Source organism: Pseudomonas californiensis (assembly GCF_021147775.1).
Classification (GTDB): domain Bacteria; phylum Pseudomonadota; class Gammaproteobacteria; order Pseudomonadales; family Pseudomonadaceae; genus Aquipseudomonas; species Aquipseudomonas californiensis.
Genome location: NZ_JAGTPK010000030.1, coordinates 1 through 13688 on the forward strand (window position 1 = coordinate 1; position 13688 = coordinate 13688).

The window sequence follows — 13688 nt, forward strand, 5'->3', positions numbered from 1 at the left end:
GTCGGGTCGCATCATGATCGATGGGCTCCTGAGAGAATCGGGAGCCCAGCATCTGGCATTAGCTTAGTGCTTTGAATGTGGGGTTAATGGAGCGGTTACGGTCGGCTACGATGTCGACCAACCGATAGTCACAGTTCACTTCTACATTGATGTCTGGGTAGCGAGCCAGGAAGGTCTCAAGCACTGGCCATAACACCGTATGAAAGCTGAAATCTGCTGCGGTAATCTTTATTGTGCCGGCTGGCTTTTCTCGAAGGCCTAGCAGTGCCTGAAATGCGTCAAAGTGAGGGCTCATACCGTCGTAGAGCGCTTGTCCGGCATCCGTCAACGTGACACTTCGCGTTGTACGGGTCAGAAGTCTCAGCCCTAGCCTCTCTTCGAACGCCTTGATGGTGTGGCTCATCGCAGATTGAGAGACGCGAAGCTGTGAAGCCGCCTTCGTGAAGCTTTTTTCTCTAGCCACTGCAATGAAGACCAGTAGGTCATTCGCATTCTCGCGCAGCATGGCGCTACTCCTCGACTATTGCGCCGATACCCCCTCGATCAAATAGACGTCTGTCTTGGCCGTACGCTGGCGGATTTTCCTCAGTTCTGTGTACTCGGCAGAGTTGTACCATGCCTGGGCTTTTTCCACGCTTGCAAACTCGATCACAACGCGTCGACGTTTTGGCGCCACACCCTCGAGTGAAACAGTCTTGCCGCCACGGACGATGAAATGCCCCCCGTAGGGTTTGAAGGTTGATTCGACCTGGGCACTGTAAGGTTTTATTCCCTCAGCATCGGTGATCTCAAATTCGGCAACATAATAGGCCGGGGGCGTTGCCGTGTTTGCTTCTGATGCGATTACCTGGCCGATGCCTGCTGCAAAAAAAGCCAGGCACGCCATGGCAAGCGTCATCCCCTTAAAGTTACTCATCATTTTCCTCCATTAAAAAAACAAGCCCGCTCAGTCCGATACTACTTTACCGACCCGCCACTCACAGAAAATCGATCACTTTCCGGTTTGAGTGCTGAGTTGAACCGGTTCGGTTTCCATTAGCACTCTGGATGCGATCATTGACTGGGTAGTTTTCACGTATTTCTGAAAGTGCGAGGACGCTATATGACTTCGATACGCGGCCTCATCTGCATAGATCTCGAAGAAGTGAAGCCGATTCGGATGATCTTTTTCCGCGACGGAGTAGATAGCAAGCACCCCCGGCTCAAGGCGAACGGAGTCGGCCATTTCCTCTTTGACTGCAGCGTGATACGCCGCCAGCTGAGCAGGGTCAATCACAAGCTGAGCGATACGCACAACCTTTTCAGTTGGTTCACCTGCGAGCACCGATCCTCCCCCAAAACAAACAATGGCAGCGGCTGTACACAGGGCTGGAATACGCATTCGTATATCTCTGATAGTTATTAGCGAGTCATGCTACACCGCATCCTCGAAAAGGATTCATGAGCACACTAGATAACTGTTATGAGCCAGCGAACCCTCGGGAGCAAGGGCATGCTAATTAATATTGTGTTTCTAATCATGCATCAGTGCAGCGGATTGACGACGTCCAGGCAGAACTACTGAGCCCTGCTCATGACTTCATTCTGAAAACCCCGGTTATCAGCTGGAGTCCAGTGCCATAGGCTCCACCGATGAAAAGTCCAATAAAACGTTTTTCATCCAGTGCATTGGTGATTAAAGCTTCGTACCTGGAAGGAATACTTGAGGAGCGACCGGCTTCAGCCACCCACGCTGCTAACGGAGACGTTGATGAACCCTGGAAAACCCGACGCTGGAATAGAACTATCCCGACGACAAGTCCTGATCGGCACAGCAGGTACTGCTGTAACAGTAGTATTTGCGAAGGTCGATGATGCTCAGGCGATTGCCAGGATGAAGTCCGCAGCGCATAGCCCACCGGACAGCCATGTAACGTTCAACCTCAACGGCCGACGATTTGCTCTGGATGTGGACAACCGTACTACTCTCTTGGACGTCCTTCGAGAAAGGCTTCACTTGACGGGCACCAAGAAGGGCTGCGACCACGGCCAGTGCGGCGCCTGTACGGTGATCGTTGAAGGAAGACGAATCAACTCATGCCTGACGCTTGCGGTCATGCACGAAGGCGACATCATCACCACCATTGAAGGGCTCGGCACGCCGGACAATCTGCATCCACTGCAATCGGCATTCATCAAACATGACGGCTATCAATGCGGTTACTGCACGCCTGGACAGATTTGCTCGGCAGTGGCGATGCTTGAAGAGATAAAGGCCGGAATACCCAGTCACGTAAGCAGCGATTTGATCGCGAAGAGTCCCGTAAGCGCTGCTGAAATCCGGGAACGTATGAGTGGCAATATCTGCCGATGCGGCGCGTACTCCAACATCGTCGATGCCATTACTGAAGTGGCCGGGGGTGAAGTATGAAGTCCTTCACTTACGAACGGGTGACATCTGTACAACAGGCGGTGAACGCTGCCGCCAATAATCCAGGCTTCCGATTCATTGCCGGCGGTACCAATCTGCTCGATCTGATGAAATTGGAAATCGAGACTCCTCCGCACCTTATTGATGTGAACGGGCTGGCGCTCGACAAAATTACCCCGACCGAGGACGGCGGACTAAGGATCGGCGCCCTGGTGCGCAACACCGACCTGGCCGCTGCGCCTCAAATTCGTCGAGACTACGCCTTACTGTCCAAGGCACTGCTTGCCGGAGCGTCAGGGCAACTGCGCAATAAAGCCACAACGGCAGGCAACCTATTGCAACGCACCCGCTGCGCCTACTTTTACGATACCAATCAGCCGTGCAACAAGCGGCGCCCAGGTTCTGGCTGCTCTGCGATGGGTGGCGCCAGCCGGCAGCAAGCGATTATCGGAATCAGCGATGCCTGCATTGCCAGTCATCCGAGCGATATGGCCGTGGCAATGCGAGCATTGGGCGCGAAGGTAGAAACACTCAACTCAGACGGCCAAGTCAGGACGATCGCAATCGCCGATCTTTACCGGGCTCCCGGGGATACCCCGCATATAGAAAACACTCTGGGTAAAGCCGAACTGATTACGGCTGTGACCTTGCCTGAACCTCCAGGAGGCAAGCATATCTACTACAAGGTTCGCGACCGTGCGTCCTACGCGTTTGCGCTGGTGTCTGTCGCGGCGATCGTACTGCCTGACCAAACCGGACAGCTCGCTCTGGGTGGCGTGGCATACAAGCCTTGGCGAAGTGAAGATGCCGAAGCGTATCTCCCTGACGGCGCGAAGGCCGTAGCCACACGTTTGCTGGCCGGCGCTAATCCTACCGCGCAGAACGCCTTCAAAATCAAACTGGTAGAAAGGACGATCAGTCTTGCTCTTTCCAGCGCGTCTTCCTAAGCAAAATCACTGGCATTGCACGGCTGCGGTCGATTGACCAGGAGTGAGCCTCATGAAGTTTGATACGCCTGCGAGCACAAATCCCATCGATCAAATGAAGATCATTGGGCAACCCAAAGATCGCGTTGAAGGCAAACTGAAAACAACCGGTACTGCGACCTATGCCTACGAACAACAGGCCATGGTCAGCCCCCCTGCTTACGGTTATGTAGTAGGTTCATCCATTGGCAAGGGACGCATCTCATCAATCGATTCGAGCGAAGCACGCCAAGCCAGCGGCGTTATTGCAATCGTCACCTATGAGAATGCGGGTCATCTGGACAGGGGCGAATTTTACGTTGATCGCGCACTAGCCGGCCCCCAGGTGGATCACTATCACCAGGCAGTGGCGATCGTCGTTGCGCACACGTTTGAACAGGCAAGGGCCGCTTCGGCATTGGTTCGCGTCTATTACGTCAGAGAGTCCGGATCCTACGATCTGGCCGCCCAACGCGAGTCAGCCACGACACCTGCACCGGGGGCGTTCGGCCCTCCCCCACAAACGGCAATCGGGGATTTCGAAGGCGCGTTCAAGAAGGCAGCGTTTACACTCGACGGCCATTACACGACTCCGGATCATGCACACGCGATGATGGAACCCCACGCGACCATCGCTCAGTGGCAGGGAGAAAAACTGACACTATGGACTTCCATTCAGCAAATGAACTGGGGTGTCAGAGATCTTGCCAAAACACTGGGTATTCCCAAAGACGACATTCACTTGATCTCACCTTACATTGGCGGCGGCTTTGGCGGTAAGGGCACCATTCTGTGTGACGCGGTGCTGGCATCTCTTGCTGCTAGAGAAGCCGGGCGCCCGGTAAAAGTCGCACTCCCCCGCCCACTCATGTTCAACAACCTGACCCACAGACCCGCGACGATTCAAAGAATACGGCTCGGTGCCAATCCGGACGGCACGCTTACCGCCATCGGCCACGAGAGTTGGTCAGGCAATCTGCGCGGTGGTCGTACTGAAGCCGCCACCGCATCGACCCGAACATTGTATGCGGGCGCGAACCGTATGACCCGTTTGTACCTTGCCAAACTCGATCTTGCTGAAGGCAGCGCGATGCGTGCGCCCGGCGAAGCGCCAGGCATGATGGCGCTGGAAATTGCCATGGACGAAATGGCTGAAAAACTGGGGATGGATCCTGTGAGGTTTCGCGTCATCAACGACACCCAGGTAGACCCGGAGCAGCCTGATCGCCCGTTTTCAAAGCGCCAGCTAGTAGAGTGCTTGAATACAGGAGCCAATCATTTTGGCTGGGCTCGACGTAACGCCCGTCCGGGTAAAGAATTGCATGACGGCTGGTGGGTCGGAATGGGGATGGCCTCCGCGATTCGAGGCGCACCTACAACGAAATCCGCTGCTCGCGTCCGGCTTGACCGCAAAGGCTTGATCACCGTCGAAACAGATATGACAGACATCGGAACCGGCTCTTACACGATCATCGCCCAGACTGCTGCTGAAATGTTGGGCGTTGAGATGTACAAGGTGAACGTCTACTTGGGAGATTCAAGATTCCCGGAGTCTTCAGGGTCTGGTGGTCAATGGGGAGCGGCCTCATCAACGGCGGGCGTCTATGCCGCCTGCGTAAAACTCCGGGAAGTCATCGCTACCAAGTTGGGCCTGGATCCAACGAAAGCGGAATTTATAGGTGGCCACGTTCGTGAAGGTTCGAACAACCTGCCATTGGACGATGCGACCAAAGATGGCGACCTGTCGGCCGAAGACGTCATGGAGTTTGGCGACTTGGCAAAGCAGTATGCCCAGCAAGCCTTTGGCGCTCACTTTGTCGAGGTTGGCGTAAACGCTGCGACAGGAGAAATTCGTATTCGCCGTCAGTTGGCGGTGTGCGCAGCAGGCAGAATACTCAACCCCAAAACAGCCCGAAGTCAGATCATTGGGGGAATGACCATGGGCGCGGGCGCGGCGCTAATGGAAGAAATGATTGTGGATCATCGCTTGGGTTTCTTTGTTAATCACGATCTGGCCAGCTACGAAGTTCCGGTTCATGCCGACATTCCTCATCAGGAGGTCATTTTCCTGGATGAAGTAGACCCCTATACGACGCCTCTTAAAGCTAAAGGCGTAGGCGAGCTCGGTATTTCCGGAGCAGCCGCAGCAATCGCCAACGCTGTCTATAACGCTACCGGCATAAGGGTGCGCGATTACCCAATCACACTCGATAAACTCATTGAACATTTGCCCGCTCTGGGCTGACGTTCCCCACAACTCACTGTTTTGGCTTCGGAGTAACAAATGCAGTTAAGCCGTACGAATTTGGCAGACATTGTTTATTTCCTCGCCATCGCGCGGCATCAAAGCTTCAGAAAGGCTGGTCTGGAGGTCGGTATCAGTGCGTCAGCGCTGAGCCATGCCATGAAAGGACTTGAGACGCGGCTTGGTGTACGACTGCTCAATCGCACAACTCGAAGCGTGACCCTGACGGCCGCTGGTGAGGAGTTGCAGGGCCTCATCAGCGCACCGGTCAATGATATCGGCCAAGCACTGGAGACGCTGAATCGGCTACGCGATGAACCCGCAGGGCGTATCCGTCTGAACGTCTTGAGCGACGGCGCAAAACTGCTTTTGGGCCCCGTACTCCCTGTTTTTGTTGACCGCTATCCGGATATCGAGGTCGACCTGACCGTTACCAATAAAATGGTCGATGTTATCGGCGACGGTCATGATGCAGGCATTCGTTTCGGTGGGACTGTTCCCGAAGATATGATCGCTCAACGACTATCTCCCGATGTAGCCTGGGCAGTCGTTGGGGCGCCTGATTATCTTGAGCGATTTGGCACCCCGATACATCCAGAAGATTTATATCAGCATCGTTGTTTACGCGTGCGCCTGGGTAATGCACACATTTACCACTGGCAATTCTCGAAAGGCGGCCAACAGATGGAGATTGACGTTCCCGGAGCCATCACGATCGATGAAGCACGCGTTGGTGTAACGATGGCCATGCGCGGCGCTGGTTTGATGTACGTTCTAGCCTCAGTCGTCGAGCGACAGATCGCGGAAGGCTCGCTGCAGCGAGTGCTTGAAGACTGGACTCACTACGACCCCGGCTTTCATATCTATTATTCAAGCTTCAGGCAGGTTCCAGTGGGCCTTCGCCTCCTCATTGACCTGATTCGTGAACTCGAACCCATGGGCCCACTTCCATGACGGATTTAGCTCGCCTGCCGCTTGGTGAATACATCGTTGAAAACAGGCACCGCCGAAAAAGCGTTAGGCCAGCCCGCATAGAAGGCAAGGTGCGACAGCAGTTCGGACGCCTCGGTCTGCGTCAGGCCATTGTCCATTGCACGATTGAGGTGGTACCCGATCTGAGCAACCTGACCATTGGCCACTAACGTTGTCACAGTTATCAGGCTGCGGTCTCTGGGGGCGAGACCAGGTCGCAGCCATAGATCATTGAATAGCGCGCTGGTAGTGTACTGCACTAGCCTAGGCGAAACCGGGCCAACCGATTTGTCGACACTCGCTACGCGGGCATCTTCGGCAACCTGATCAATAGGCAGAAGGACGGGCGATACTGGAGCCAGTTGATCAACTGATATGCCGTTCCTGCTGAAGACATCTTTAGCGATCGGTGCTGCTCCAGCGGCATTACCCCAGCCCGAGTAAAACGCGAGATGGTTGATTGCTTCGGACAACTCCAGAGGAGTCACACTGTTCTTCAGCGCCAGATCAAGGTGGGCGGCCAGTTCTGCTGTCTGACCTCGCGCAATCAGCACCGCCACGGTTGCAAGGCTCCGATCTCGGGGAGACAACTCTGGGCGCTTCCATACCTCACCAAGGAGTAATGTGTCGGTGTTGTGAGCCATGACTGGTGAAATGGCGCGCAGATCGGCGGAGTTGGGCATGTGAGAATTTTCCTTGGTCATTGCCACGTTGGCGGTGGCGAATGCAGACAAACATAGCGCTAAACTTGCTGCTGAAAATGTGCGAATAATCATAATGAAGCTCCGTACTGGGCTTCGGTGACAGGCTCAAGCCACTCAACATTCTTACCGTCAAGCGTTCCTTGAATAGCCATATGGGTCACGCCCGTCGTGCTGGTGGCGCCATGCCAATGCTTGACGCCTGGGGGAGTCCATATCACGTCACCAGGTTTGATAACCTGCTTTTCAGCACCCTCCTGTTGAACCCACCCGCTACCCGTCGTTACCACCAACATTTGTCCCTGCGGGTGGGTATGCCAATTGGATCGCGCCCCTGGCTGGAAGGTGACATAGCCTGCCGAGACCTTCGAGGGTGCTTGTGCGGCAAACAGAGGGTCTATTCGTGCGCTGCCCACGAAATTCGTGGGCGCCCCGATAATTGAGGCCTGCTCGCCATTTTTTACCACGGTCATGGATTGCCGGTTGGGTTCATCGGCAGCGCTGGCGTTGAGTGTGGCAGTGGCCAACAAGACGAATGCTGACAAGGTTGATCTTTGACGCATCTGTAGCTCCCTGCTGAAGAAGTACACTTGCCAACAACCTAAAGCATGATTTCTCGCTCAACTACCAGCTGCTGGGTTGATGTACAGATGAGCATCACTCAGCAATGGGCAATCCAGACCATTGGTGAGTAGAGCTCAGCGGTTCATCCTTCGCGGGTGTGTTTTCCTATGGACGGGCTTGTATTAGCGTATGCGTCCCGAACCTATCAGGAGCGCCGAATTTTTCATGAGTCAACTGGACGTTGTTTCTCAAAAAACCGAAGCGTTGAATACCCGCGCGACAGACAAGCCCCCGGATCACGCTTTGCGGACCTTGCTTATTCTCAGCCTGCTGATGGCATTCGCCTCTATCTCGACCGACTTGTACCTGCCAGCCATGCCTGAGATGGCGCAGGCACTCAACATAAGTGCCGGCACCCTGCAATTCACCGTTACGGGCTACCTCATCGGGTTCAGCGCAGGACAGTTGTTCTGGGGGCCAATCAGTGATCGCTTCGGACGGAAATTACCTGTCGCCATTGGGTTGATACTTTTCATCACAGGATCGGCAGGCTGCGCAATGGCCACAGATGGCACCCAGATTATTATCTGGCGCGTCGTTCAAGCACTGGGGGCATGCGCAAACGTAGTGTTAGCGCGCGCGATGGTAAGAGACATTTATGAAGGCCGAGAGGCGGCTCAGAAAATGTCTACGCTTATGACCATCATGGCCATAGCCCCGCTCGCTGGACCTACCCTGGGTGGACAGATTTTACGATTCGGCTCATGGCAGGCAATTTTCTGGAGCCTGGTGCTGATAGCCGTCGTAACACTGATCAGCCTATCCATGCTGCCGGAAACGCTTCCACGACAACGGCGCAGCCCTGCCTCGCTCAATCAGATCGTCAAACGATATGGCAGTTTCTTTCGTGATAGTCGCTTCTTGAGTTATACGGCCGCCGGTGCGTTTTTTTATGCTGGCACGTTCGCTTACATCGCCGCCTCCCCCTTTGCATACATCACGTATTACCACATATCTCCGCAGTTTTACGGCCTGATATTTGCGGGAGGAATTATCGGCATGATGGTCACTGCACAAATTAACGCCAGGCTGCTACAGCGCTACGATACTGAAACAATGCTGCGGCTGGGGGCGTTAGTATCGGCCTGCGCAGGCTTGATACTGGTCGTGAATACCTGGGCAGACTGGGGTGGACTACCCTTGATGATTTTCGCTTGCCTGCTCTTCGTCGCGGCGACAGGACTGGTGTTGGCCAACTCGGTAGCGGGCGCATTGAATTGCTTTCCAGATGCCAGTGGCTCGGCCTCTGCATTGGTCGGCGCGCTGCAATATGGCTCGGCCATGCTTGGATCGGCAGCGGTAGCATTTTTCGCGAATGGCTCTGCGCTGCCATTGGGTTCTGTTGTGGCAGTCTGCGGTACAGGTTGTCTGCTTTGCGCATTGTCGGTGCCCAGAGCCTCAGCCCCGGGCCTTGAATAAGATGAGTTTATCTCCTCCCGGAATGGTTTGAACGAATGAATGGGCAGCACGCCTTCATTGAGGAAGAACTGCCCTTCGGACAGCTCTTAGCCTGGGCTCAGTCACGGTTATTCATAATCTCGAACATCGCGTCTCCCATCTGACGAGTCTTTATGGAAATACCGACCAGAATCTCCTCTTTACCCGCTGCGAGCTGCTCAATGGTCTCATCGGCAAAGTCATCAGCTGACACCATCATGTGGCTTACCGCGCCCGCGCTGCGAGTACCGCCACCGAGCCCGGTATCGACTAATGGCGGAGCAACTTCAATGACGCGGACATTAGAAGACTTCAGTTGATGCCTCAGGCTCAGCGTAAAGGAATGAATAGCCGCCTTGGTTGCGCAATACACCGGCACGTCAGCCATGGGCGAGAATGCCAGGCCAGAGCTGATATTGATTATGTACGCCTTTTCTTGCTGTTTTAAGCTTGGCAGTAGTTCCGCAATCAAGTGGACAGGAGCCGTGAAGTTAACGGCGACCTCTGCATCGAGCGTATCCATACGCGGGTCGCTGTTGAAATCACGTTGGTTTTGAACGCCAGCGTTGTTGATCAAAACGTTGAGGCTCGGGTGGTTGGCTTTGAGCCATTCCACCAGCGCACCACGACTATCAGTGTCAGCCACATCACAAACACGTGTGATCAGCGTCGAAACATTATCTTTAGCGCGGGCCAACATCGCCTCATTACGGCCGCAAATAATCACATTATTATTTTGAGCGAGATGTTTGGCGAGAGAGAAGCCGATGCCCGAGGCACCGCCAGTGATCAGAATGGTATTGCCGCTGAGTTTCATGAGAGCTTCCTACGTTCAGTAAGAAGGTGCGCTGCACGAAAAGAGGAATCCGCAGGCACACCTTCGCAACCGGCAAGCCGGGAAGGTGTCGCGGATACCCTTTCGGGAGGAGTTGACGTCCCAAGGAACGTTGACCGGGCTACCATCCGGCCTGCACTCTTTCGACACGCAATTTTTAGCAAGCTTTTGTGCGAATCACAACCCGTGCCGTTACCTGCGGCTGATAAAACAAAAGTGAAACCCAGTTTCATCCACGCTGTGTCAACGCATCCAAGGTCATGCATGTGCGGTGTCAGCTAGGTCTGAGGCGCCTGGCTTTCCAGAATCTTTGGAAGCTCCAGTGCCAGCAGATCAATAGCCAGCCGTGATCGTAATGGAAGGTGCTGAGCATCAGGCCACACAACGTTGCACTCCATCACCGCCCGGGGTCGCCCCCCCCCAAATCTCGACCAGTTCATTACGTTGAATACGCTCTCGAATCAACCAGTACGGAAGCCACGCAATGCCCATGTCTGCGACGGCCGCATCGGCCACCATTTCGAGATCGTCCAAACGAACGCGAGGACACACAGGAACCTCGACCAACACACCATTCGCGTCGGGAAGCCGCCAAGGAAGTGCCTGACCGTTACGGCAGTACGGCAGGAGTTCATGACTCGAAAGGCCTGCAAGTGACTCCGGCGTACCACGCAAATCGAGATACGAAGGGGAAGCACACAGCAACTTGGGTTGGCTGACCAACCGGCGGGCGCGTAACGTGGCTCCATTGCCAAGGCTGCCACTGCGCACTGCAAGGTCGAACCCGTCAGTCACGAGATCTATCTGACGATCGCTAAAGCTGAGTTCGAGCTCCAGCCCAGGATGCGCACGAGCAAAGCCCAGTAAAATAGGCGCAACGCAGTACCGCCCAAATAGCACAGGCAGTGACACTTTCAACCTGCCGACCACCTCCCGGCGGCCAGTCTCCAGCATGATCTCGCCGACGCGCAATTCCTCCAGGGCTCGAAGGCATTGCTCGTAATACTGTTGGCCATCTTCGGTAATGCATTGCGTCCTGGTGGTGCGCTTGAACAACTGGACACCCAGCCGCGCCTCCAACCGCGCGATGGACTTACCGACGGCTGAGCGCGTCAACGACAGCCGTTCGCCAGCCCTGGCGAAACCACCTGCCTCGACAACTTCAACGAACAGTTGCACACCGTCGAACCTATCTCGCATAGCACGCTCTCAGGCTGAAAATGTAGAACTTATGGAACCACTGACGAGAATAATCGCCAACAATGGGTATTTAATTTCTACTTTATAGTAATCGAGAAACAAGGGCAGAAGATTTTCAGACTTCAAGGCACTACGTGTTGGTAGTGAGTTTTTAGCATCCGGCATGTCATGCAAAAAAGGGCGGCAGATGATTATCACGATCGTATATGACAGCGGCTATGGACACACCCAACGCGTAGCAGAATGCGTAGTTGACGGCGCGCTGGTGGTTGAAGGAACCGATGTAAAGGCCATTTCTGTCAGTGACGGTTTTTCTGACTGGGAGCGTCTCGAAAACAGCGACGCGATTATCTTTGGTTCGCCGACCTACAACGGCTTTATCAGCGCAAAGCTGAAGCAGTTTTTTGAAGATTCCACCAAGACAGCCTGGGCTCAGCAGAAGTGGCGCAACAAGATCGCCGCCGGCTTCACAAACTCTGGCGCCCAGAACGGAGACAAGCTCAACTCCCTGATAGCGATGGCCCTCTTCGCCGCACAGCACGGAATGATCTGGGTTGGCCTGGATTTGATGCCCGGCAACAGCAGCAGCGCCGGCTCCACTGGAGACCTGAATCGGCTCGGAAGTTGGCTTGGCGTTATGACACAGGCAGATACAGATCAGCCGCCCGAGCTCTCTCCCCCGGACAGCGACCTACGTACAGCTGAATATTTTGGTCGCCGTATCGCGCAAATTGCAGCTCGATTCCAACCCGTTTGACCCCCTCCCTTATCCTCGATCAAGGAAACAGATCATGAAGCTGCTTTGCCTCGACGTCCCACGGCCAGGCGCCACCTTCACCCAATATCAGCCATACATGCAGGCTGAAGTGCGTCATAGCTGGAATCTCTATAAAAACGGCGCCATACGTGACATCTACTTTCGGCAAGATCGGCCCGGCGTCGCGATCATTGCCGAGTTCGAGTCAGTTGAAGCTGCAAAACAGGCGTTGGCAGACTTCCCACTCGCCCGCGCCGGCCTGATTGACTGGGATGTCATCCCCCTCGGGCCGTTCACCAACTGGGAAGCGCTGTTTGCGGTCGAGTGATTGTCAAGCAAAACCGCAATCTTGACTGCAACGAGAGCCCGCACTCAATCCGGAGTGGGCGGCTCCCAGGATAATAACAAGGCGTATTGTATGAAAGTATTGGGCTTCGCAGCTCACTCGGCCACAGCTTCGCTTGAGCCGTTTTCCTTCGAAAGACGCACCCCGCGAGAGGACGATGTTGTCATCGAAATTTTGTATTGCGGCGTTTGCCACACCGACTTGCATCTGGCACGCGATCATGGCGGCTATACAACCTATCCCATCGTCCCTGGTCACGAAATCATCGGTCGAATACGCCAGGTCGGCGCACAGGTGACGCGCTTTCGCGCTGATCAGTTGGTCGGCGTTGGATGCATGGTCGACTCGTGCCAGCAATGCCAGCCCTGCCTGCACGGGTGGGAACAGAACTGCCTGGAGGGATCGACTTTTACTTACAACAGTAAAGACAGACTCGACGGCAGTGCGACCTTTGGTGGCTATTCGCAAAACATCGTAGTACGGGAGAAATTCGTGCTCGCCCTTCCCGCCGGCCTTGACCCTGCCGGCGCTGCACCACTGCTTTGCGCAGGCATCACGACGTGGTCACCCTTGCTGCATTGGGGTGTCGGCGCTGGCACCAAGGTCGCTGTCATCGGTCTTGGTGGGCTCGGTCATATGGCATTGAAGCTGGCAAAGGCTTTGGGCGCAGACGTCAGCCTGTTCACAAGGTCTGAGGGGAAATCGGAGGATGCAATTCGACTGGGCGCCGACCATGTCGTTGTGTCGAGCGATCCAGAACAGATGGGCGCTGTGACTGGCCAATTCGATGTAATTATCGATACCGTGCCCTACGATCACGACATCAATCCTTACGTACCTACCCTGGAGCTGGAAGGCGTGTTGGTTTTGGTGGGCTACATGGGCCCACTGTCTACACCGGTAAACGCCGGCCTGCTGGTCAGCGGTCGAAAGGCTGTTACAGGCTCCTTCATAGGAGGGGTAAAAGAAACCCAGCAAATGCTCGATTTCTGCGGCGAAAAAGGCATCGTCTCTGACGTCGAAATAATCCCGATTCAAAAGATAGATGAAGCCTTCGACAGGATGTCGAGGAGCGACGTTAAATATCGCTTCGTCATCGAGATGTCATCTTTGAGCGTTTAAGGAAAAAGCATCTGGGTGATGCCAGCCGCAAACCCAGGCAGCTCTGATAAAGAGCTCAAGGGCGCTCGATAGAG

General features: G+C 54.8%; 14 protein-coding genes and 1 pseudogene. 8 read left to right on the top strand and 7 right to left on the bottom strand.

Going from position 1 to position 13688, the window contains the following annotated elements:
• Nucleotides 1-103: 103 nt before the first annotated feature.
• The 3 genes and pseudogenes from KDX37_RS22375 to KDX37_RS22385 all read right to left on the bottom strand — a co-directional run.
• A pseudogene (locus KDX37_RS22375) lies at nt 104-505 on the bottom strand (LysR family transcriptional regulator); the annotation flags it as partial.
• A 15-nt stretch (nt 506-520) separates the two neighbouring features.
• On the bottom strand, nt 521-916 hold the full coding sequence (locus tag KDX37_RS22380; RefSeq protein ID WP_231655204.1) for a DUF1330 domain-containing protein: 396 nt from the start codon (nt 914-916) through the stop codon (nt 521-523).
• Between the two features lie 75 nt (nt 917-991).
• Nucleotides 992-1381, bottom strand: coding sequence for a putative quinol monooxygenase (locus tag KDX37_RS22385; protein WP_231655205.1), 390 nt, complete (start codon nt 1379-1381; stop codon nt 992-994).
• Nucleotides 1382-1750: 369 nt separating this feature from the next.
• On the opposite strand from KDX37_RS22385, the gene paoA reads away from it, so the two are divergent.
• The 4 genes from paoA to KDX37_RS22405 are packed head-to-tail and all read left to right on the top strand — an operon-like array spanning nt 1751 to nt 6574.
• Nucleotides 1751-2410 (top strand): aldehyde dehydrogenase iron-sulfur subunit PaoA, encoded by a 660-nt coding sequence (gene paoA / locus KDX37_RS22390; protein WP_231655206.1) that lies wholly within the window; start codon nt 1751-1753, stop codon nt 2408-2410.
• Complete coding sequence (locus KDX37_RS22395) at nt 2407-3357, top strand: FAD binding domain-containing protein (RefSeq protein ID WP_231655207.1); 951 nt, start codon at nt 2407-2409, stop codon at nt 3355-3357. Before paoA ends, KDX37_RS22395 begins: the two co-directional genes overlap by 4 nt.
• Before the next feature lie 52 nt (nt 3358-3409).
• Entirely contained in the window at nt 3410-5620 is a 2211-nt protein-coding gene (gene paoC / locus KDX37_RS22400) for an aldehyde oxidoreductase molybdenum-binding subunit PaoC (protein ID WP_231655208.1), read from the top strand.
• A gap of 39 nt (nt 5621-5659) precedes the next feature.
• Nucleotides 5660-6574 carry a LysR family transcriptional regulator gene (locus KDX37_RS22405; RefSeq protein ID WP_231655209.1) on the top strand — a complete coding sequence of 305 codons (915 nt, stop codon included), beginning with the start codon at nt 5660-5662 and terminating at the stop codon, nt 6572-6574.
• Between the two features lie 5 nt (nt 6575-6579).
• On the opposite strand, the gene KDX37_RS22410 is transcribed toward KDX37_RS22405, so the two are convergent.
• Nucleotides 6580-7368, bottom strand: a complete 789-nt coding sequence (locus tag KDX37_RS22410; protein WP_406643114.1) for a carboxymuconolactone decarboxylase family protein — start codon at nt 7366-7368, stop codon at nt 6580-6582.
• On the bottom strand, nt 7365-7856 hold the full coding sequence (locus KDX37_RS22415; protein ID WP_231655210.1) for a (R)-mandelonitrile lyase: 492 nt from the start codon (nt 7854-7856) through the stop codon (nt 7365-7367). Before KDX37_RS22415 ends, KDX37_RS22410 begins: the two co-directional genes overlap by 4 nt.
• Nucleotides 7857-8082: 226 nt before the next feature.
• Here KDX37_RS22415 and KDX37_RS22420 point away from each other — a divergent pair, with 226 nt between their 5' ends.
• A complete protein-coding gene (locus tag KDX37_RS22420) occupies nt 8083-9336 on the top strand; it encodes a Bcr/CflA family multidrug efflux MFS transporter (protein ID WP_231655211.1) in 1254 nt (417 codons plus the stop codon).
• A 97-nt stretch (nt 9337-9433) separates the two neighbouring features.
• Here KDX37_RS22420 and KDX37_RS22425 read toward each other — a convergent pair whose 3' ends face one another.
• Together KDX37_RS22425 and KDX37_RS22430 are read right to left on the bottom strand one after the other, a co-directional pair.
• Nucleotides 9434-10171 carry an SDR family oxidoreductase gene (locus KDX37_RS22425; RefSeq protein WP_231655212.1) on the bottom strand — a complete coding sequence of 246 codons (738 nt, stop codon included), beginning with the start codon at nt 10169-10171 and terminating at the stop codon, nt 9434-9436.
• Between the two features lie 390 nt (nt 10172-10561).
• Nucleotides 10562-11389, bottom strand: coding sequence for a LysR family transcriptional regulator (locus tag KDX37_RS22430; protein ID WP_231655213.1), 828 nt, complete (start codon nt 11387-11389; stop codon nt 10562-10564).
• A 187-nt stretch (nt 11390-11576) separates the two neighbouring features.
• Here KDX37_RS22430 and KDX37_RS22435 point away from each other — a divergent pair, with 187 nt between their 5' ends.
• The 3 genes from KDX37_RS22435 to KDX37_RS22445 all read left to right on the top strand — a co-directional run bounded on the left by KDX37_RS22435 (nt 11577) and on the right by KDX37_RS22445 (nt 13614).
• Entirely contained in the window at nt 11577-12146 is a 570-nt protein-coding gene (locus KDX37_RS22435; protein ID WP_231655214.1) for a flavodoxin family protein, read from the top strand.
• Between the two features lie 34 nt (nt 12147-12180).
• Nucleotides 12181-12474, top strand: coding sequence for a superoxide dismutase (locus KDX37_RS22440; protein ID WP_231655215.1), 294 nt, complete (start codon nt 12181-12183; stop codon nt 12472-12474).
• A 90-nt stretch (nt 12475-12564) separates the two neighbouring features.
• Nucleotides 12565-13614: an NAD(P)-dependent alcohol dehydrogenase gene (locus KDX37_RS22445; RefSeq protein WP_231655216.1), complete on the top strand. Its 1050-nt coding sequence runs from the start codon at nt 12565-12567 to the stop codon at nt 13612-13614.
• The last annotated feature ends 74 nt before the right edge of the window (nt 13615-13688 follow it).

Coding starts and splice junctions, on each gene's coding strand:
- KDX37_RS22380 (WP_231655204.1), bottom strand. CDS start 916: ATGAGTAACTTTAAGGGGATGACGCTTGCCATGGCGTGCCTGGCTTTT.
- KDX37_RS22385 (WP_231655205.1), bottom strand. CDS start 1,381: ATGCGTATTCCAGCCCTGTGTACAGCCGCTGCCATTGTTTGTTTTGGG.
- paoA (WP_231655206.1), top strand. CDS start 1,751: ATGAACCCTGGAAAACCCGACGCTGGAATAGAACTATCCCGACGACAA.
- KDX37_RS22395 (WP_231655207.1), top strand. CDS start 2,407: ATGAAGTCCTTCACTTACGAACGGGTGACATCTGTACAACAGGCGGTG.
- paoC (WP_231655208.1), top strand. CDS start 3,410: ATGAAGTTTGATACGCCTGCGAGCACAAATCCCATCGATCAAATGAAG.
- KDX37_RS22405 (WP_231655209.1), top strand. CDS start 5,660: ATGCAGTTAAGCCGTACGAATTTGGCAGACATTGTTTATTTCCTCGCC.
- KDX37_RS22410 (WP_406643114.1), bottom strand. CDS start 7,368: ATGATTATTCGCACATTTTCAGCAGCAAGTTTAGCGCTATGTTTGTCT.
- KDX37_RS22415 (WP_231655210.1), bottom strand. CDS start 7,856: ATGCGTCAAAGATCAACCTTGTCAGCATTCGTCTTGTTGGCCACTGCC.
- KDX37_RS22420 (WP_231655211.1), top strand. CDS start 8,083: ATGAGTCAACTGGACGTTGTTTCTCAAAAAACCGAAGCGTTGAATACC.
- KDX37_RS22425 (WP_231655212.1), bottom strand. CDS start 10,171: ATGAAACTCAGCGGCAATACCATTCTGATCACTGGCGGTGCCTCGGGC.
- KDX37_RS22430 (WP_231655213.1), bottom strand. CDS start 11,389: ATGCGAGATAGGTTCGACGGTGTGCAACTGTTCGTTGAAGTTGTCGAG.
- KDX37_RS22435 (WP_231655214.1), top strand. CDS start 11,577: ATGATTATCACGATCGTATATGACAGCGGCTATGGACACACCCAACGC.
- KDX37_RS22440 (WP_231655215.1), top strand. CDS start 12,181: ATGAAGCTGCTTTGCCTCGACGTCCCACGGCCAGGCGCCACCTTCACC.
- KDX37_RS22445 (WP_231655216.1), top strand. CDS start 12,565: ATGAAAGTATTGGGCTTCGCAGCTCACTCGGCCACAGCTTCGCTTGAG.